This is a genomic window from Streptomyces sp. NBC_01788, from assembly GCF_035917575.1.
Taxonomy (GTDB): domain Bacteria; phylum Actinomycetota; class Actinomycetes; order Streptomycetales; family Streptomycetaceae; genus Streptomyces.
This window is the reverse complement of the sequence record NZ_CP109090.1, coordinates 505,170-523,761: the sequence shown is the minus strand read 5'-3', so window position 1 is coordinate 523,761 and position 18,592 is coordinate 505,170. Positions and strand designations below refer to the sequence as shown.

The window sequence follows — 18,592 nt, the reverse complement described above, 5'->3', positions numbered from 1 at the left end:
TTGGCTTTGCCGACGCTAACCGAATGTTCGGTCGGTACACAAGGTGGTGGAAAAACGTGACGCAGGCCACTGACGTCGACCCCGGTCCGGTCGAGACGATGTTCGCCGCGGACCTGGCCTCCCGTAATCTCGGCATCGAGCTGACGCACCACGGCCAAGGAACCGCCGAGGTGCGGATGACCGTGACGCCGGCGATGGTCAACGGGCATGGGATCGCCCACGGCGGCTACATCTTCCTGCTCGCCGACACCGCGTTCGCCTGCGCCTGCAACAGCCACGGGCCCGTGACGGTCGCCGCGGCGGCCGACATCGACTTCATCGCCCCGGCCCGCGAGGGCGACGTCCTCGTGGCGACGGCCTGCGAGCGCACCCGGTACGGGCGCAGCGGGATCTATGACGTGAGCGTGCGGCGTATCACCGACGTCCCGCGCGAAGCGCGGTCCGTCGAGGGTGGTGGCGGCAGACGGGCGGGCGAAGAGGTGATCGCGGAGTTCCGCGGGCGCAGCCGCAGCCTACGAAGCGAGAAGACGAAGGAGTCGCAATGAGCAGCGAAGTCACGGCCCCGGCGGATCAGGGGCCCCGGCTGGGGCAGCCCCTCCCGGACGAGCTGCTGGACAGCGGCGAGCGCCTGACCCGCGAGGAGCTCCGCGATGTGCAGCTCAGCCGGCTTCGCGTGACCCTCCGCCACGCCTACGACAACGTCGAGCTGTACCGCAGGAAGTTCGACGCGGCCGGCGTGACGCCCGACGACTGCCGCTCCCTCGAGGACCTGGCCCGCTTCCCCTTCACCACCAAGGCCGACCTGCGCGAGACGTACCCCTTCGGGATGTTCGCCGTCCCCATGTCCGAGGTCCGGCGCATCCACGCCTCCAGCGGCACCACCGGCCGCCCCACCGTGGTCGGCTACACCGAGAACGACCTGTCGACCTGGGCCGACCTCATCGCCCGCTCCATCCGCGCCGCGGGCGGCCGGCGCGGCCACAAGGTCCATATCTCCTACGGTTACGGCCTCTTCACCGGCGGCCTCGGCGCGCACTACGGAGCCGAGCGCGCCGGATGCACCGTGATCCCCGCCTCCGGCGGCATGACCGCGCGCCAGGTGCAGATCATCCGGGACTTCGAACCCGAGATCATCATGGTCACGCCCTCCTACATGCTGACCCTGCTCGACGAGTTCGAGCGGCAGGGCGTGGACCCGCGTACCAGCTCCCTGAAGGTCGGCATCTTCGGCGCCGAGCCCTGGACGGAGGCGATGCGGCGCGAGATCGAGGAGCGCATGGACATCCACGCCGTCGACATCTACGGCCTCTCGGAGGTCATGGGCCCGGGTGTGGCGCAGGAGTGCGTGGACACCAAGGACGGCCTGCACATCTGGGAGGACCACTTCTGTCCCGAGGTCGTCGACCCGATCACCGGTGAGGTGCTGCCCGACGGCGAGAGCGGCGAGCTGGTGTTCACCTCGCTGACGAAGGAAGCCCTGCCGATCATCCGGTACCGCACGCGTGACCTCACCCGCCTGCTGCCCGGCACCGCGCGGCCCGCCTTCCGCCGTATGGAGAAGATCACCGGCCGCTGCGACGACATGATCATCCTGCGGGGTGTGAACGTGTTCCCGAGCCAGATCGAGGAGGTCGTGCTGCGGGTGCCCGGCGTCGCGCCGCACTTCCAGATCCAGTTGACCCAGCGCGGCCGCATGGATCACATGACGGTCCACATCGAGGCCCGCCCCGGCGTCGGCCCGGAGCAGCGCGAGACGGCGGCCAGGATCATCACCAAGGGTGTGAAGGACTCGGTCGGCATCAGCGTCGAGGTGTGCGTGGTCGAGCCGGAGACCCTGGAGCGCTCGGTGGGCAAGATCCGCCGGGTCCGGGACCTGCGCAAGGGATGAGCCCCGGCCCTGGCCGGTGCGGCCCGGTCGGGGCGTGACGGTCGGGGCGCCGGCTTCCGGCCGAGACGGGCACCGGCCGGCGTAGCCGTCTCCAGGCCTCCCGCGCACCCCGGCGCGGCTTTGCGGTCGCGAAGTCACCGATGGGGTAGCGGTTCGTCGAGGGCGCGCGGACGGACACGTTCCCGGACCCAGGCCCGCCCGAGGACCTGGGTCGCCCTGGGCCGGTGGGTTCAGTCCTTGTGCTTGCCCAGCTTGTCCACGGCGTCCTGGGCCTTGTCGACGACGGTGTCGATCGTGCTGCTGTGCTTGCCGCCGGTCTTGCCGTCGACGAACTCGCCGACCTTCTCCAGGCCGTCGGAGATCTTGTCGCCGTGGGCTTCGGCGATGCCCTCGACCTTGCCCTTCAGGCTCTTCAGCTGGTCGAACATGCGTGTGCCGCTCCTCTACGGGGCTGTAGTAGTCCGGGCCCTCATGATGTCATGACGCGACGAACGGACGGGCGCGGACCGGCCAGGATGCGCGACTGCGCCCGCTGCGGAAGGATCGGCACGGGGGACAGGGGGAGATGCGCGTCCTGCGCGGCCCCGCGACCGGTGTCTCGGCGTGACCGAGCTGGGGGCAACGCCCGTCCTGGCGTTCTCAGCGGAGCTCCCATGTTGACGAATCGCATTCTGTACCGTCCCTCCCGTGCCACGGAGCCGGTGGCACCGCACACCGGCGCGGTCACGGGGACCGCCGCCGACTGCGGTCTGCTGCTCGTCAGGCTCACCTTCGGCCTGCTGATGGCCGGGCACGGCGCGCAGAAACTCTTCGGGCTCTTCGGGGGGAGCGGCCTGACCGGGACCGGTCAGGGGTTCGCCGCCCTCGGCTACCGCCCGGGAAAGCTGTTCGCCGCGATCGCCGGTCTGTCGGAGTTCCTGGGCGGCCTCGGTCTCGCCCTCGGGCTGCTGACCCCGCTCGCGGCCGCCGCCCTGATCGGCGTCATGATCAACGCGATGGTGACCGTCACCGGCGCCCACGGCCTGTGGGATACGGACGGCGGTGTGGAATACAACATCGGCATCGCCGTCGTCGCCCTGGGGATCGCCGCGATCGGACCGGGCCGGCTGGCCCTCGACCGGTTCTTCCGATGGGGCTTCGGCGGCTGGCGGGAGGCGGCCGTCGCCCTGGGCCTGGGCGGCGCGGGCGCCGCGGTCGCGCTCGCTCTCTAGTGCCCCGGCAAGCAACGTTTTGCATGGTCAGAAGCCGGGGGCGGAGCCGGCGAAGAACCACAAAGCGGCTGTGTACCACATCAGTGCGACAGCGGTGACCAGGACGCCGCCGGCGGCCGGAAGCGCCCAACCGGGCAGTCGGCGGCTGTGGACCACCAGCACCTTGGCGACGAACGCGCCGTACAGGACGCAGCCCGTGATGGAGTGCACCGCCACTCGGCTGCTCGTGAACTTGACTCCGTAGGCGGTGATGCAGTGGTAGGCGATGGGCAGCGAGAGCAGAAAGGCGAGGAGGCCGATGAGCCGGTGTGCGGGGTGCACCCGGTGCGGCGCGGCTCCCGCTCCCGGCAGGCGCCGGTACATCCACAGCCCGAGCAGCAGTTGGACGAGCGCGAGTGCCATCAGGGCGCTGCCCAGGCGCGCCTTGAGATCGTAGACACCGACGCCGTGCCGCCCGAACAGGCCGCTGGTGTAGTCGGGTGTGTGCGTGCGGCCGAACGCGTACAGCCCCACCGCGACCGCGAGCGGCAGCAGAGCAGCCAGCAAGCCCGCCACCGTTCGTGCGGGACGACGCGTCCGCGCGCCCGTCTGCTCGGTCATCAGTCCCCGATCAATCGGCTTCGACCTTGCGGCACGGCGGAAACCGCCGGCACTGTCGCCGCGGCCGTTCCTTTCATGAGCGCTCCATTGGTGTCGGACGGCGCATCCAGGCCGCTTCTCCCAGTTGGCCCCGGTTGCTCGGGTCCTGTCCACTCCAACTGGTCCGCCTGGGCAGTCGCTGCTGCGACCGGTCCACGGCACCGGGCAGAATGGGGGTGATCACCAACCCTCAGGAGACGAACGACCCATGGAATTCCGCGATGACGTGGATCTTGATGCTTCTCAGGTCGATGACCTCGGCAGCAGCGGCGGTGGCATTCCCGGAGGCGGGCTCACCATCGGAGGCGGCGTCATCGGCGTCGTCGTCCTGGTCGCCGCGCTGTTCCTGGGCGTCAACCCGGCGAGTCTCCTGAACGGCGGCGGCTCGAACTCCGCCGCCTCGCAGCCGGGCGAGAACCTGAAGGAGAAGTGCCGCAAGGGCAGCAGCGCCAACGAGTTGGAGAAGTGCCGCGTGGTGGGTGTGGTCAACAGCATCCAGCGCTACTGGCAGGGCGCTCTTCCCGAGCACTTCCAGCAGACGTACAGCAAGGCCGGAACCAAACTGGTCTCCGGCACCTGGAACACGGGGTGCGGCCGGGCCACGTCCGCCATGGGCCCGTTCTACTGCCCGGCCGACCGCGGCGTCTACCTCGACCTCGGCTTCTTCCGTGAGCTGGAGGACCGGTTCGGCGCCAAGGGCGGTCCCTTCGCGCAGGCGTACGTCATCGGCCACGAGTACGGGCACCACGTGCAGAACCTGCTGGGCACCATGAACCGCGCCGGCCGGGACCGCACGGGAGCCGACAGCGGCTCGGTCCGGCTGGAGCTCCAGGCCGACTGCTACGCCGGAGTCTGGGCCAAGAACGCCGTCACCACCGGCTTCTTCGAAAAGCCTTTCACCGACGCCGAGATCCGCGAGGCCCTCGACGCCGCGGAGGCCGTCGGCGACGACCGCATCCAGGAACGCACCCAGGGCCGCGTCGACCCGGAGGGCTGGACCCACGGCAGCTCGCAGCAGCGGGTCCACTGGTTCACCACCGGGTACACCACGGGCTCCCCGGCCCGGTGCGACACCTTCACCGGCGCCATCTGACCATGTGACGAGGGCCCCGACCGGGTTTCCCGGCCGGGGCCTTCGCCGTGTCTACAGGTCTGTCGCACGTCCGGGTGCCACCGGCCGTACCTGTCGATGTCACCGGCCGTTCCCACCGTGTTGGCGGCAGGGGCCCAGCATGGGCGCCGCTCGAACACGCTTTGCACGTACCGACGGCAGGAGTTGGGACATGGGCCACGGCCACAGTCACGCCCACGGGCATCACCACCACCACGACCACACGCACGGTACGGGCGATGGATCCCTGCCGCCGGCGCTCGACCTCGACGTCCCCGACGCCGAATTGACGCCCGACCAGCTCTCCCGCCGGTCCATGCTGCGCCGCACCGGCCTGCTCGGCGCCGGACTGGCGGCGGGCAGCGTGCTCGCAGGCGCCGGACAGGCGGCCGCGTCCCAGTCCCAGGGCGACCAGGGCCAGAACCAGAACCAGCAGTCCTCCCAGCCCGCCCGCTCCGGGGGCTACCTGTGGCTGGCCGGCGACCACCACATCCACACCCAGTACAGCTCCGACGGCAAGTACCGGGTCGTCGACCACGTGCGCCAGGCCAACGCGCACGGCCTGGACTGGATGGTCATCACCGACCACGGCAGCGAGCAGCACGCCAAGATCGGCGTGGAGAAGGTCAACCCGGACATCGTCGCCGCCCGCGGGAAGATCAGCGACACGCTCGTCTTCCAGGGCCTGGAGTGGAACATCCCGGCCGCCGAGCACGGCACCGTCTTCGTCCACCCCGGCAGCAACGAGGTCGCCGTGCTGAAGGAGTTCGAGAACTCCTTCGACGGGGCCGTGAAGAAGGCCACGGCCTCCACCCCCGCCAACGAGGCGCTCGCCATCGCGGGTGTCGACTTCCTCGCCGAGCAGGTCAAGCGCCGCAAGGTCAAGGACGCCCTGTTCCTGGCCAACCACCCCGCCCGCAAGGGCATCGACTCCCCGCACGAGATCCGTGCCTGGCGCGACGCGCAGCCGACGATCGCCGTCGGCATGGAGGGCGCCCCCGGCCACCAGGCCGCTGGCCTGCCCGCGCCGAACGGACCCGGCTCGGGCCGGGGCTACTACGACAACAGCCCCGGCGCCGACTCCTTCTCCGGCTACCCGCTGGAGAGTTACCGCACCTGGGGCGGCTTCGACTGGATGACCGCGACCGTCGGCGGCCTCTGGGACAGCCTGCTGGCCGAGGGCAAGCCGTGGTGGATCACCGCCAACTCCGACTCCCACAGCGTCTACGCCGACTCCTCCGTCCGCGGGCCGGGCAGCGACTTCGACGCCAGGGGCCGCTACGAGGACCCGGTCCACGGCGGCGGACTGAACCTGGGCGACGGCGACTTCTGGCCCGGCCAGTACTCCCGCACCCACGTCGGTGCCGCCTCCTTCTCCTACCAGGCGGTCATGGACGGCATCCGGGCCGGCCGGGTCTGGGTCGACCACGGCGGACTGATCAGCGGCCTCAACGCCCAGCTGCGCTCCGGCGGCAAGGCCGTCACCCTCGGCGACGCGCTGCACGTGCGCCGTGGCAGCCAGGTCGACCTGGTCGTCGAGATCAGCCTCGCGGGCGGCCCCAACTGGGCGCAGTTCGTGCCGACGCTGGCCCGCGTCGACGTGATCCAGGGTGCCGTCACGGGCCGGGTCTCCGACAAGGACGTGTTCATCACCCCGGACACGAAGGTCGTCAAGTCCTTCGAGGTGAACAAGTCCACCGGCTCGGTGCGGCTGACGTACTCCCTCGGCCGCGTGGACAAGCCGGTGTACGTGCGGCTGCGCGGCACCGACGGGAACCGCTCGGCGGTCGGTCTGCGAGGTGCCGCCGTGGACCCGGCCGGACCGGCGATGGACGTGGTCGGCGACGCCGACCCGTGGAAGGACCTGTGGTTCTACTCCAACCCGATGTGGGTCCTGCCCGCATGACCGGTACACCCGGCGGACCCGGCGCCCCCACCGTGATCGGTGTGGACGCCGGGTCGGCGGACCTGCGCGGCGCCGATCACCTCGCCCGCGACCTGGTGGCGCGGCTCGGCCTGCCGGACACCACCGTCGCCTGCACCCACCCGGTCCGAAGCGGCGAGCGACCGCACATCGCCGTCTCCCTGGCACTGCCGGACGCGGACACCGCGGCCTCGGTGTGGCACCGGCTGGTCACCCTCCTCACGGAGGCGGACGAGGGCCGGCCATCCTCAGGAGCGGCCCTCGGCGCGCTGCGGCACGGTCCGGAGTCGTACGCGGAGGGCGCCGCGCTGGCGGCCGCCGAGCAGCACAGCCGCGCGCGGGGACGCGCCGTCGTCTACCCCGGTGCCGGGCGTCTCGTCGGCACGGTCCCGCTGAGCTTCGTCCTTCAGCACACCGCCATCGAACGGGTCACGGTCGTCGGAGCGCCGTCCGGCCCCGGCGGCGGCCCGGCACCGGACACCCCGGTCACGACTCGCGATCATGTCCGTCCCCTGTGGCAGGACGGACAGCTCGTGCTGCCGCTCGTGCCCGCCGCGGGCGGCCTCCTCGCCCCCTTCGAGGTGCCCGACCCCACGCCCTGCTGCGCCGATCACTGCTGACGGCCGCGCCGGCCGGCGGCACCCGCCCGGAAGAAGTCCTTCCGCCTCGCGGTCCCAGCAGGTCACAAAGGGTCCACGGGGCAGTAGGGTCCCGTCCATCGAGCCCCGTGTCGTGGCCGAAGGAGGGGCAACCGTGGATGTCGAGGCGCTTCGATCTTTCCTGGCCGTGGCCAGGCACCGCAGTATCTCCAAGGCCGCCGCCGACTCGTACGTCACGCAGCCGGCGATGAGCCAGCGGCTGCGGCGGCTGGAGGACAGTCTCGGCTTCGCGTTGTTCCAGCGGGGCTGGAAGGGCGCGGTGCTGACCCCGCAGGGCGCGTACTTCCTGCCGTACGCCGCCCAGCTCATGCGGGACCTGTCCAACGCCTCGGCGGTCCTGGGCAAGCAGGACCCGTCCCGGCCGCGGAGCTTCACCGAGGTGGCCGGACATCCGCACAAGGTCGTGTTCGGCGTGGACAACTGGCTGTCGGAGCGGTCCGTGCGGGCCGTGGTGAGCAGCGCGCTGGACGTGTACGGGGCGGACGAGTTCCGGGTGACCAGCCGGCCCGCCACGACGGTGATCGACCTGCTGGAACTGAACCAGCTGGACGCCGGGCTGTTCTACTCGACGGAAGCCGACCACCCCTTCCGCACGGACGTCATCGGCACCGAGGACATGGCGCTCGTCCACCCGCCGGGAACGGTACTGGAGGAGGTCAGCGCCCCGGCCGTGAAGGAGCTGCTGTCCCGCTACCGGTTCGTGCTGTTCGACAATCCTGTGCTGACCCACCACGCGAGGATCACCACCACACTGATCGAGACGTACGAGATCTCCCGCTTCCACGTGGTGGACGACTACCGGACCATGCACGCGCTGATCCGCCTGGGGGAGTGCATCACCGTGGTCCCGGCCGGTGTCGTTCTCGGCGACGGGGGGCAGCGGGCGACGGACCTTCCCTCGTCCCGGCTGCCCGGACTGCTTCCGCAGATCAACATCACGGTGGGGGTCAGTGACGCGGGCCGGGACCACGGGGTGACCGAGGCGTTCGCCGCGTCCGTCGCCCGGTTCCTCGACGAGGACCCGCCCGGCACCCCGGACGCGGGTCTGCCCGGGACGGGGTGACCCGCGCCGACGCGCGGGTCGTCCGCCTCCCGGGCAGGTCCTCAGCGCGCGGCGGGGCCAGGCTCCGGCTGCACGTCCGCGGCCGGTGTGACGGCGGCGTCCTCGTGACCGGTGCGGCCGGTCTTCTTCGGCGCCGTCTCCTGGAGGAAGGACGCGGCCACCACGCACATCAGCAGTCCGCCGAGCGCCAGATAGAGGACGGTGTGGATGCCGTGGTGCTGGGCCAGGTATCCGGCGACGGACGGGGCCACGCCGCCACCGAAGATCTCCGCGACACCCATGACGGTGCCGGCCGCGGCGGCCATCAGACCGGCGGGGACGGACTCCACGGTCACGGTCCCGGCGAGCAGGGCCAGACAGCCGTTGGCCCCGAAGGCGACGAAGAACAGCAGCAGGAACAGCAGCGGCACCACCGGTCCCTGGAGGATGAAGCCGATCAGCATGCACATCGCCATCAGCAGCGCCACGACGACCACGGGCTTGCGGCCGAACCTGTCGGACAGCCCCGGAATGACCAGCTGGCCCGCGAAGGCGCCGAATCCGATGCCGGACGCGATGACGCCCATCTGGCTGGTCCCGATGCCCTGGTGGTCGACCAGATAGCTCGGCACCATGGCGCTCAGCACGAAGATGCACGTCATCGCGCCGCACAGGGCGAGGATGGCCAGCCGGATGTTCCGGTAGCGGAAGACGTCCAGCCAGCGGGTCTCTTCCTGGGCGACGGGGGAGACGGCGGATTCGAAGGCCGGCAGCTGATGGGGTTCTCGGATGCTCCGGAAGACGAACCAGGCCAGGACCAGGCCGGGGACCAGCATCAGACCGAAGACCCAGTGCCAGCTCGGCAGGACCCGCAGCAACTGGGTGGCGATGATCGGGCCCAGGCCGACGCCGAACAGGGCGAACGTGCTCTGCTGCATGCCCATGTTCAGCCCGCGGCGCTCGGGCCGTGACGCCTCCGCCGTGGCGGCCACCGCGGTCGGGGTGAACGCGCCCTCGGTGATGCCCATGATGACCCGCACCATCAGAAGGCTGACGAGTCCGCCGACCAGTCCCGTCAGCAGTGAGCAGACCGAGAAGAACACGATCGAGCCGACCAGGATTTTGCGCCGGCCCAGCCGGTCGGAGAGACCGCCCATGAGAAGGGAGGAACATCCCCAGGCCAGACCGAGGACACCGATGATGTTGCCCAGGTCCTGGTAGTCGAGCCCGAGTTCCTTCATCATCGACGGGAAAAGCGGGCTGATGATCCAGCGGTCCAGGCCGACGAGGCCGAATCCGAGGGAAAGCAGCACGACCGCCTGACGTTCGTAGCGGACGTCGTATTCTCTGGGTCTCATGCCGCTCTCCCCTCACGGTCCGCGCGGATTTCCGCGACCAGTTCCCCGGTGGTGAGCAGCCGGCCGAAGAACGTGCCGATGGTGTTCTCCGTGGCCGCCTGCGCCTCCTCGCTGCGCGCGCCGGTGGCGTCGCCGACGAAGGCCACCTTGAAGTCCCGCATGTACGCGCCGCGCGCGGTGGAGTCGCAGCAGACCTCGGTGAGGGTGCCGATGATGATCACGGTGTCCACCTCGCGCAGCCCGGAGATGCTGGTCAGCACGTTCTCCAGGTGCGTGTTGTGGAACGCGTCGTAGCGGTGCTTCACGACGACGACGTCGTCGGCCTCCGGCTTGAGGTCGTCGACGACCTGCGCGCCGAACGTGCCCTTGCGCATGCCCGCGCTCAGCAGTGCCGTGTTGTAGGTGGATTCGAGCGGAGACACATTGAAGGTGTCCAGCAGAATGTGCTGTGTGTAGACGACCGGAATTCCGGCCGCCCGGCACTCGGTGATGACCTCCTGCATTCGGGGTATCCTCCGGCGTGCCATCGGCACTTCCATGGGATATCCCTCGAGAACAAAGTCGTTCTGCATGTCGATCACGAGCAGAGCCGTCTTCTGCGGGTTCACGCGCCACATCGCGTTCAACGGATGAACTCCTCTTGCGTTTCGAATACGGGAAGGCCGGAGAACATGGCCCGAGGATTGGGCCAGAGCCTAACCGTGAAACGCACCCTGCCAGTCATAGGAATTCTTTATACCGTCGCGAGGCGGCGCCGGGGCCCCGGCGGTCCGGCCGGCCGAGGCCGTGCGGCGTCCGTTGTTGCCCCTGCAGGGCGGGCGTACTTACCAGGCCACCGGCAGCTCCAGAGGGAACCGCCTGATCGTCTGCGTGTCCCAGCGCACCTCCTCCGGCGGCACCGCGAGCCGCAGCTCCGGGAAGCGCTCCATGAGCCGTCCGATGGCCACTTCGAGTTCGGCCATGGCCAACGGCATCGCGATGCACCGGTGCCCGCCCCAGCCGAACGTCATATGAGGGGCGTTCGGCCGGTCCACGTCGATGTCGTGCGGGTCCGTGTAGCGCTCCGGGTCACGATTGGCCGTCAGGTACGACACGTGGACGTAGTCGCCCGCCCGGATCGTCACACCGCCCAGTTCCACGTCCTCCAGAGCCACCCGCGGGATGCCGACCCCCTTGCGGAAGGGGATGTGGCGGAGCAGTTCGTGCAGCACGTCGGTCAGGGCCCCGGGCCGGCTCCTGAGGCGTTCCGCCAGTTCGGGCCGGGTCAGGAGCAGGTACACGATGTCGCTGATCTCGCAGGTCGCCGTGTCCTGGCCGCTGAGCGCCAGCATGAGCGTCATGACCGCCAGTTCCCGGTCGTCGAGCTGCTCCTTGCCGTCCCGCGCCGCGGCCATCGCGCTGATGATGTCGCTGCCCGGCGACTTCCGCCGCTGTGCGACGAGCTCGCCGAAGAAGGCCGTCAGTTCCGTCTTGGCGCTCGCCGCGGCCTCCTTGCTGTCCGGGCCGACGACGAGGAGCTGGTGCACGGCCTTCTGGATCCAGGGCCACTCCTCCCGCTCGATGCCGAGGAGGTCGAGGACGGTGTGCTGGGGAAGCGGGTCGGAGAGGTGCCGGATCAGGTCCGCCGGCGGTCCCGCCTTCTCCATGGTGTCCAGCAGATCGTCCGCGAGCCGGGCGATCCGGGGGCGCATGGCCTCCACCCGCGGCTGCGTGAAGGCCTGTGACGCCAGATGGCGGACGCGGCTGCTGTACGGCGGGTCCATCACGTTGATCGACTCGGGCGACACGATGGGCTCCGGCGTCATCCGGGGGTAGTCGCGGCCGATGATGGCCGCCCGGCTGAACCGCTGGTCGGTGGTCACCTGCTTGACGCCGTCGAAGCCGGTGACCAGCCAGGCCTCCGCCTCGCCGTAGCTCAGCCGGATCCGGGTGGGGGTGTCGCGGCACATCAGGTCTTCGAGGGAGGGGTCGAACTCCAGGGTCTCGCTGAAGTCGAACGGGCAGACGGCCGTCTCGTTGTCCGTGGTCATCAGTCGGTTCCTTCGGGGCAGGGGGTACGACATCGGTGGTGTCCACGGCCCGGCGAAAGGCCACCGGCGAGCCTCGGCACCGCCGGCCGCCCAGTGGGTGACGAGGCGGGCCGGCCTTCGCCGGCGATCGACACCGGGCCACCGCGGCGGCCCTTCCGCCGCCGGGCGGTGGGAAGTCGACGGAGGCGGTGGCACCCGGCCCCCGAGGGACGCGCGGCCCCCATGTCGTTCGCCTCCTTGCTGATGGAAACACGCGAGACGGTGACCCGCTCCGTCACATACAGCCAGGTGGGTCAACAGGGCCGCGCGCGGCTCCGGCCGCCGGCCGCGGGAGGACCCGTGCGGGCGCACTCTTGACAGTTATCCGTCATGCAGCGTGCAATATATTGCATGCCAGTGCCACAGAGCCGGGGACTCGTCTCCAGGTCGCTCCTCCGGGACAACGCCTACCGGGCCATCCGGGACGCCATCGTCGACGGCACCCTCGCACCGGGGGAGCGCCTCAACGACACCGACCTGGTGGAGTGGCTGGGCGTCAGCCGCACACCGGTGCGGGAGGCCCTGGCACGTCTGGAGCAGGCCGGCCTGGTGCGGACGAAGCCCGGCCGCTACACCATGGTCAGCCCCCTGGACGTGCGCGCCGCCCGCGCGGCCCAGTCGGTGACGGCGGCCATGCACGAACTCGCCGTCCGCGAGGCGATGCCCCACCTGACCGCCGCCGAGCCGGCCGCCATGCGCGAGGCCAACGCGCGCTTCGCCGACGCCCTGCGCCGGGGCGACGTCGACGCGGCGATCGACGCCGACGACGCCTTCCACGACGTCGCCGTCACCGCCTGCGCCAACCCGGCCGTCCGTACCGTCCTGGAGCAGTTCACGCCGGTGCTGCGGCGTGTGGAGAGGCTGCGTTTCTCCTCGCTGAGCGGCCGCGGCTCAGTCGCCCAGCACGAACGGATCATCGCGCTGTGCGAGGCCGGGGACGCCGAGGGGGCCGTGGCCGCCACCCGTGCCAACTGGCAGACGCTGCTACCGCTCCTCGACACCGCGCTCCTCGACACCGACACCGACGCCGACACCGACGAGCGGGACGGCGGACCCGGCCGAGGTGTCACTCGGCGCTGATCCACCAGTCCCCACGCCCCACGCAGGACCCACATCCCCCGGCAGACGATTCCGCGAGGAGCCCCAGATGTCTCTTGAGTCCTTCGAGCGCCACCCCCTGCTGTTCGGCCCCAGCCCCGTCCACCCACTGGACCGGCTCAGTGACCATCTCGGCGGTGCCCGTATCTGGGCCAAGCGGGAGGACTGCAACAGCGGTCTGGCCTTCGGCGGCAACAAGACCCGGAAGCTGGAGTACCTGGTCCCCGACGCGCTCCGCGAGGGCGCCGACACCCTGGTCACCATCGGCGGCGTCCAGTCCAACCACACCCGGCAGGTGGCCGCGGTCGCCGCGAAGGCGGGTCTGAAGGCCGTCCTGGTCCAGGAGAGCTGGGTCGAATGGCCGGACGCGGTCAACGACAAGGTCGGCAACATCCTGCTGTCCCGCGTCATGGGCGCCGACGTGCGTCTGGTCCGGGCGGACTTCGGCATCGGGTTCAAGGACAGCTGGCACCAGGCCCTGGAGGACGTCCGCGCCGCAGGCGGCACGCCGTACGCCATCCCCGCCGGAGCCTCCGACCACCCCCTGGGCGGCCTCGGCTTCGCCAACTGGGCCTACGAGGTCCAGCAGCAGGAACAGGAACTCGGGGTCTTCTTCGACACGATCGTGGTGTGCAGCGTCACCGGCAGCACGCACGCGGGCATGATCGCCGGTTTCGCGGGCCAGGACCGGCCCCGCCGGGTGCTCGGCATCGACGCCTCGGCCAAGATCGACGAGACCCGCGCCCAGGTGGCGAAGATCGCCCGCAACACCGCCGAACTCATAGGTCTGGGACGGGACTTGCACGACGACGAGATCACCGTCCTGGAGGGCTGGGCCGGCGACCTCTACGGCGTCCCCGTCCAGTCCACCCTGGACGCCATCCGCCTCACCGGACGCCTAGAAGGCATGATCATCGACCCTGTCTACGAGGGCAAGTCCATGGCAGGCCTCATCGACCTCGTCAGGCGCGGTGACATCCCCAAGGGTTCGAACGTCCTGTATGCCCACCTGGGCGGCCAGCCCGCCCTCAACGCCTACAGCGGCGTCTTCCACTGACCGCACTGCAGGCCGGGCACAGGACCTGGGCATTCCGCCCGTAGCGGTGGGTCAGTCCGTGGCAGCGGGGGCAGTAGCCGACCTCTTCGGGCAGGCAGCCGAGCAGGACCGCCGCGGCGGCCCGGTCCGTCGAGGGGTCGATGCGCCGGGGCACCTCGTCCATGTTCCGAAGGTACGTCCGGCGCCCGGTCCCGGCCGCTCGGCGGGCGGGCGCCGGGAGCGCCACCGCGGGGGCCTCACGGCTCCCGCGCGGTCGTCGCCGTATCCTCCGCAGCGAGCGTGCCGTCCGGCTCCGAGGTGATGGCCACGCCCGTGCTGATCCGGGCGAGTGTCGCCCGCAGCCATGCGCGCTCCTCCCCGGAGGCGGGCTCCAGCCGCATCCGCCGGGCCCGCAGCGCCACCATGCGCAGCTCCGCGAGCCGTCCCGTCTCCGCCGTGAGCGAGGGGAAGTAGGCGATCCGCAGGTCGTCGCGGTAACCCTCGTAGCCGGAGATGCCCTCGTAGTCGTCGATGAAGTCGCCGCAGCCGTACAGGATCAGCCGGCCGCGGTACACCTCAACGGGGCGCGGGTGGTGCGAGGAGTGCCCGTGGACGACGTCGACGCCGCCGTCGATAAGCGCGTGGGCGAAGCGGATCTGCTCCCGGGGGACGTGGTAGCCCCAGTTGGACCCCCAGTGCACGGAGACGACCACGATGTCGCCCGGGGACCGCGCCCGCCGTACGCGTGCGACGACCGCCGCGGCCGCCTCCGCCGTCGCCGTGGGAACGTACGCGACACCGGCGCGGTCCGCCGTCGCCGCCCAGCTCCGCGGTATGCCGCTGGACGTCGTCCCCAGGGAGAACACCAGCACCCGCACGCCGTCCGCCACCGGGTGCGCCGCGGGCGCGAACGCCTCCTCCGCGTTCCGGCCCGCGCCCGCCACCGGCAGTCCCGCACCCGCCAGGGAGTCCAGTGTCTCCAGCAGCCCCGCACGGCCGAAGTCCAGCGTGTGGTTGTTGGCCAGGACGCATACGCCGGGCCGGGCCACTTCCAGGGCGGCCAGGTTGCCCGGGGCCATCCGGTAGTGGACCTCCTTCTCCGGCGCGAACGCGCCGCTGCGTGTCACGGACGTCTCCAGATTGACGATCCGTACGTCCGGGGCGGCGGCCGCAAGCACGGGCAGCGCCTCGCCCCACGGCCACCGCGGTGGGACCGGAGCGGGGATCGGGCCGTTCGCCGCCTCCGCCAGCTCGACGTACGACCGGGCGTCGCGCACCCAGGCCTCCCGCAGGACCGGATCGCCGGGGCACGGGAGGATCTGGTCGACGCCGCGGCCGAGCATCACGTCGCCGCACAGGAACAGCGTCACCACGCCGTCGCGCATACCCCCACCGTAGTGACCGGGACGGGTACTGAGGTGGGCGGGGCGCGCCGTGTTCCTCCGGCCGAGAGGTCAGGCGTGGTCGACGAGCTGGGCGACTCCCTGCCGGCGCGCGCAGTTGGCGCAGCAGAAGAAGCGCCCGTCGGCCTGAAGACCGTGGCCGAGGATGCGGCAGTCGCAGTTGCCGCACGTCGGCGCGATCCGCTGGGCCGCGCACTCCAGGCTGTCGAAGATGTGGACCGCGTCCCCCGCGCGTACCTCGAACGACATCTCGTAGTCGTTGTTGCAGACCTCGCACACTGCCATGAGCCTTCACTCCTCGTTGTGCCGGACGGACCGGTGCCCCGGCGTCGGAACGGGTCGCGCGTCCCGAGGACCGGGTCGCGCATCCCGAGCCGTATTCCACCAACGGCACCGGGCGGACCGGCCGCCGCGGCACAACCACTCCGACGGACCCCACGCCCCGCGACGTGGGGCTTTCGCGCGTGTCAGCGGCCCGCCCTGCGCCGGGCGACCTCGGCGAGCGTGGCCCAGTCGCGCTCCGACCAGCCGGCCGCGACGGCTTCGAGCAGGGCGTCCCGCACCAGGCTGCCGGTGGGCAGGGCCAGGTCGCGCTGCCGCGCCGCCGACAGGGCGAGGCCCACGTCCTTCAGCCCGAGCCGCGCGGTGAACCCGGGCGGCTCGTAACGCTGTTCGGCCATGAGCCCGCCGTACGTGCCGTAGACCGGGCCGGGGAACAGCGTGCCGCCGATCAGCTCGACGAACGCGGCGGCGTCGACGCCGTACGACTCCACCAGCGACGTCGCCTCCGCGGTGGCCTCGACCGCGGCGGCCAGCAGGAAGTTGACCGTGATCTTGACGACGTTGGCGCGTGCCGGATCGGTCCCGAGTTCCCAGATCCGCGCGGCCAGCGGTTCGAGTACGGGCCGTGCCAGGTCCAGTGCCTCCGGGGCACCGGCGGCCAGGACGTTGAGCTTCCCGGCCGCCGCCACGTCGGTCCGGCCGAGGACCGGCGCCGCCACGTACCCGATGCCCCGTTGCGTGTGCCGCTGCTCCGCCTCGGCGGCGAAGCCCGCCGACACCGTCGCGAGGTTCACGTGCACGCGGCACTCGGCGCCGTCCAGCACCCCGCTGTCCAGGATGAGCGATCGGACGGCGGCGTCGTCGGACAGCACGCTCATCACGACGGGGAGCCGGAACACCTCCGCGAGGTCCGCCGCGGCCTCCGCCCCGTCCCCGCACAGCTCCTCGACCGCCGGCCGCGACCTGTTCCACACCACCACGCGGTGGCCGGCGGCCAGCAGCCTGCGCGCCATCGGCCGGCCCATCGTGCCGAGCCCGACGAACCCGATCCCGTCCATCCCTGTTGCTCCCATCCCGTTGCCCCGGTCGCTCCGTTCGGCCCCTCGGCCGTACCGCGTCGCGGTCATCCTGCTCCCGACGCGTCCGGCAGCCCGTCATGACCGCCCGCGCGCCCCGGACCCGACTCCTTCACTCACCGAACGGCGCAGCGGACCCGTTGCCGTCGCCCACCGAACGCCGTCGTCATCCGCTCGTCCGGCTCGTGTAGTCGAGCGCGAACCGGTCCTCGCAGATGTCGTCGAGGACGTGCATGAACCGCTCGTGGGCCGGGTGGGCCCAGTAGCGTTCGAAGGCCTCCCGGTCGGTGAACCGGCCCAGGCAGCCGTGGGTGAAGCCGCGGTCGAGGCCGGACGGATTGGTGTTGTCGCCCCAGGTCAGATCCGTCATCCCGGGGACTTCGCCGGTCAGTCCTTCGCTCAGTTCGGTGAGCGCGCCGGCCAGCTCCCGCTCCCGGCCGGGCTGGGGCCGGAAGACCACGTAGTGTTCCAGCACGGTCAGCTCCTCGCCGTGTCGCCGGCCGGGGCCCGGTCGCCGGAGTCGACGGCGAAGCCGAAGCCGTTCCAGTAGCGGGTGCCGGCCACCAGCAGTTCGTCGGCCGGGAAGCGGGTGATCACCCGGGCACCGTCCGCGGTCACCACCACCTCCTCCTCGATACGGGCCGCGGACGAGCCGTCCTTGGTGGGCCAGTAGGTCTCCAGCGCGAAGACCATGCCCTCCTCGATCGGCACCGGGTGCTCCAGCGAGTGGTAGCGGCTGATCAGCGGCTGCTCCCACACCGACAGCCCGACCCCGTGGCAGTACTGCAGGCCGAACGCCTCCTCCTCGCTCGCGTACCCGAGATCGGCGGCGCTGGGCAGGGCCAGGGCCACGTCGCGGGTGGTCGCGCCGGGGCGTACCGCGGCGATGGCCTGGTCGATCGCGTCGCGGGCCCGCTGGTAGGCGTCGCGCTGGGCGGCGTTGGAACTGCCGATGTTGAGGGTGCGGTAGTAGCAGGTCCGGTAGCCGTTGAAGGAGTGGATGATGTCGAAGTAGGCGGTGTCGCCGGGACGGGTCATGCGGTCGCTGAACACATGGGGATGCGGGCTGCACCGCTCACCGGAGATCGCGTTGACCGCCTCGACCTCCTCCGAGCCGTTCTCGTACAGGACCCGGTTGACCAGGGCCACGGCCTCGTTCTCGCGCATGCCGACGTGCAGGGTGCGGTAGAGCTCGTCGTAGGCCGCGTCGACCATGCCCGCCGCGTGGTCGAGCAGCGCGATCTCGTCGGCGGTCTTGATCCTGCGGGCCTGCTGCATGAGTTCCTGCCCGTTGACGATGTGCAGGCCCTCGCCCTCCAGGGCCCGCAGCACCGGGATCTCGACGACGTCGACGCCGATCGGCTCGCGGTGCAGTCCACGCTCCTGCAGGTGCCCGGCGATCCGCCGGGCGTTGCCGGCCTCCACGCCGACGTTCTCGGGGATGGAACCGCGCCAGCTGGAGATGCCGGCCTGCCAGCTGGACTCGGGCAGCCAGCTCGCGTGCGTCCTGTGCTGCCGCGCCGCCGAGCCGATGTCCCACAGGATCGGGTCCTCGCCCCGCATGAGCAGCACGCAGCGGAACAGCTTGTCCCGGGCCCAGTTCCCGATGTGGGTGGCGGTGGTGTAGCGGATGTTGTTCTGGTCGAACAGGATGAGCGCCCCCAGGTCGGAGGCCTCAAGCGCGGCGCGGGCCCGGGCCAGACGTTCGGTGCGCAGCCGCTTGAAGTCGACGCGCTCCTCCCAGTCGACGCCGAGGGTCGCGCCGGGCGAGGCGATGCCATGCAGTGCCATGTCGC

20 protein-coding genes are annotated in these 18,592 nt (G+C 71.0%); 9 read left to right on the top strand and 11 right to left on the bottom strand.

The features are described 5' to 3' along the window. Positions 1-56 precede the first annotated feature (56 nt). Entirely contained in the window at positions 57-545 is a 489-nt protein-coding gene (gene paaI, locus OIE49_RS02570) for a hydroxyphenylacetyl-CoA thioesterase PaaI (protein ID WP_326800861.1), read from the top strand. Next, positions 542-1,888 (top strand): phenylacetate--CoA ligase PaaK, encoded by a 1,347-nt coding sequence (gene paaK / locus OIE49_RS02565; RefSeq protein WP_326800860.1) that lies wholly within the window; start codon positions 542-544, stop codon positions 1,886-1,888. Before paaI ends, paaK begins: the two co-directional genes overlap by 4 nt. A 230-nt stretch (positions 1,889-2,118) precedes the next feature. Here paaK and OIE49_RS02560 read toward each other — a convergent pair whose 3' ends face one another. Then, entirely contained in the window at positions 2,119-2,316 is a 198-nt protein-coding gene (locus OIE49_RS02560) for an antitoxin (protein ID WP_100568846.1), read from the bottom strand. A gap of 225 nt (positions 2,317-2,541) precedes the next feature. Here OIE49_RS02560 and OIE49_RS02555 point away from each other — a divergent pair, with 225 nt between their 5' ends. Next, entirely contained in the window at positions 2,542-3,099 is a 558-nt protein-coding gene (locus OIE49_RS02555) for a DoxX family protein (RefSeq protein ID WP_326800859.1), read from the top strand. A 27-nt stretch (positions 3,100-3,126) separates the two neighbouring features. On the opposite strand, the gene OIE49_RS02550 is transcribed toward OIE49_RS02555, so the two are convergent. Further along, complete coding sequence (locus OIE49_RS02550) at positions 3,127-3,699, bottom strand: DUF6529 family protein (protein WP_401739727.1); 573 nt, start codon at positions 3,697-3,699, stop codon at positions 3,127-3,129. A gap of 247 nt (positions 3,700-3,946) precedes the next feature. On the opposite strand from OIE49_RS02550, the gene ypfJ reads away from it, so the two are divergent. The 4 genes from ypfJ to OIE49_RS02530 all read left to right on the top strand — a co-directional run bounded on the left by ypfJ (position 3,947) and on the right by OIE49_RS02530 (position 8,495). Beyond that, positions 3,947-4,831 carry a KPN_02809 family neutral zinc metallopeptidase gene (gene ypfJ, locus OIE49_RS02545; RefSeq protein ID WP_100568843.1) on the top strand — a complete coding sequence of 295 codons (885 nt, stop codon included), beginning with the start codon at positions 3,947-3,949 and terminating at the stop codon, positions 4,829-4,831. Positions 4,832-5,021: 190 nt separating this feature from the next. Continuing rightward, positions 5,022-6,755, top strand: coding sequence for a PHP domain-containing protein (locus tag OIE49_RS02540; RefSeq protein WP_326800857.1), 1,734 nt, complete (start codon positions 5,022-5,024; stop codon positions 6,753-6,755). Further along, entirely contained in the window at positions 6,752-7,393 is a 642-nt protein-coding gene (locus OIE49_RS02535) for a hypothetical protein (RefSeq protein WP_326800856.1), read from the top strand. The genes OIE49_RS02540 and OIE49_RS02535 overlap by 4 nt, the downstream gene beginning before the upstream one ends. Before the next feature lie 133 nt (positions 7,394-7,526). Continuing rightward, on the top strand, positions 7,527-8,495 hold the full coding sequence (locus tag OIE49_RS02530) for a LysR family transcriptional regulator (RefSeq protein WP_326800855.1): 969 nt from the start codon (positions 7,527-7,529) through the stop codon (positions 8,493-8,495). Between the two features lie 41 nt (positions 8,496-8,536). Here OIE49_RS02530 and OIE49_RS02525 read toward each other — a convergent pair whose 3' ends face one another. The 3 genes from OIE49_RS02525 to OIE49_RS02515 all read right to left on the bottom strand — a co-directional run bounded on the left by OIE49_RS02525 (position 8,537) and on the right by OIE49_RS02515 (position 11,862). Beyond that, entirely contained in the window at positions 8,537-9,832 is a 1,296-nt protein-coding gene (locus tag OIE49_RS02525; protein WP_326800854.1) for an MFS transporter, read from the bottom strand. Further along, positions 9,829-10,449: an isochorismatase family cysteine hydrolase gene (locus tag OIE49_RS02520; protein ID WP_326806119.1), complete on the bottom strand. Its 621-nt coding sequence runs from the start codon at positions 10,447-10,449 to the stop codon at positions 9,829-9,831. Before OIE49_RS02520 ends, OIE49_RS02525 begins: the two co-directional genes overlap by 4 nt. Before the next feature lie 207 nt (positions 10,450-10,656). Next, a complete protein-coding gene (locus tag OIE49_RS02515; protein ID WP_326800853.1) occupies positions 10,657-11,862 on the bottom strand; it encodes a cytochrome P450 in 1,206 nt (401 codons plus the stop codon). A 390-nt stretch (positions 11,863-12,252) separates the two neighbouring features. Here OIE49_RS02515 and OIE49_RS02510 point away from each other — a divergent pair, with 390 nt between their 5' ends. Both OIE49_RS02510 and OIE49_RS02505 read left to right on the top strand, forming a co-directional pair. After that, entirely contained in the window at positions 12,253-12,981 is a 729-nt protein-coding gene (locus OIE49_RS02510) for a GntR family transcriptional regulator (protein ID WP_326800852.1), read from the top strand. A gap of 67 nt (positions 12,982-13,048) precedes the next feature. After that, positions 13,049-14,056, top strand: coding sequence for a 1-aminocyclopropane-1-carboxylate deaminase (locus OIE49_RS02505; RefSeq protein ID WP_326800851.1), 1,008 nt, complete (start codon positions 13,049-13,051; stop codon positions 14,054-14,056). On the opposite strand, the gene OIE49_RS02500 is transcribed toward OIE49_RS02505, so the two are convergent. The 6 genes from OIE49_RS02500 to OIE49_RS02475 form a co-directional block, all read right to left on the bottom strand. Continuing rightward, positions 14,028-14,219 (bottom strand): hypothetical protein, encoded by a 192-nt coding sequence (locus OIE49_RS02500; protein ID WP_326800850.1) that lies wholly within the window; start codon positions 14,217-14,219, stop codon positions 14,028-14,030. The genes OIE49_RS02505 and OIE49_RS02500 overlap by 29 nt on opposite strands. Positions 14,220-14,292: 73 nt before the next feature. Next, positions 14,293-15,420: a CapA family protein gene (locus tag OIE49_RS02495; RefSeq protein WP_326800849.1), complete on the bottom strand. Its 1,128-nt coding sequence runs from the start codon at positions 15,418-15,420 to the stop codon at positions 14,293-14,295. A gap of 69 nt (positions 15,421-15,489) precedes the next feature. Continuing rightward, positions 15,490-15,723 (bottom strand): hypothetical protein, encoded by a 234-nt coding sequence (locus OIE49_RS02490; RefSeq protein ID WP_100568832.1) that lies wholly within the window; start codon positions 15,721-15,723, stop codon positions 15,490-15,492. A 182-nt stretch (positions 15,724-15,905) separates the two neighbouring features. Further along, positions 15,906-16,778 (bottom strand): NAD(P)-dependent oxidoreductase, encoded by an 873-nt coding sequence (locus OIE49_RS02485; protein ID WP_326800848.1) that lies wholly within the window; start codon positions 16,776-16,778, stop codon positions 15,906-15,908. A gap of 184 nt (positions 16,779-16,962) precedes the next feature. After that, entirely contained in the window at positions 16,963-17,271 is a 309-nt protein-coding gene (locus OIE49_RS02480; protein WP_326800847.1) for a Dabb family protein, read from the bottom strand. A 2-nt stretch (positions 17,272-17,273) separates the two neighbouring features. Then, complete coding sequence (locus tag OIE49_RS02475; protein ID WP_326800846.1) at positions 17,274-18,587, bottom strand: M24 family metallopeptidase; 1,314 nt, start codon at positions 18,585-18,587, stop codon at positions 17,274-17,276. Positions 18,588-18,592: the final 5 nt, after the last annotated feature.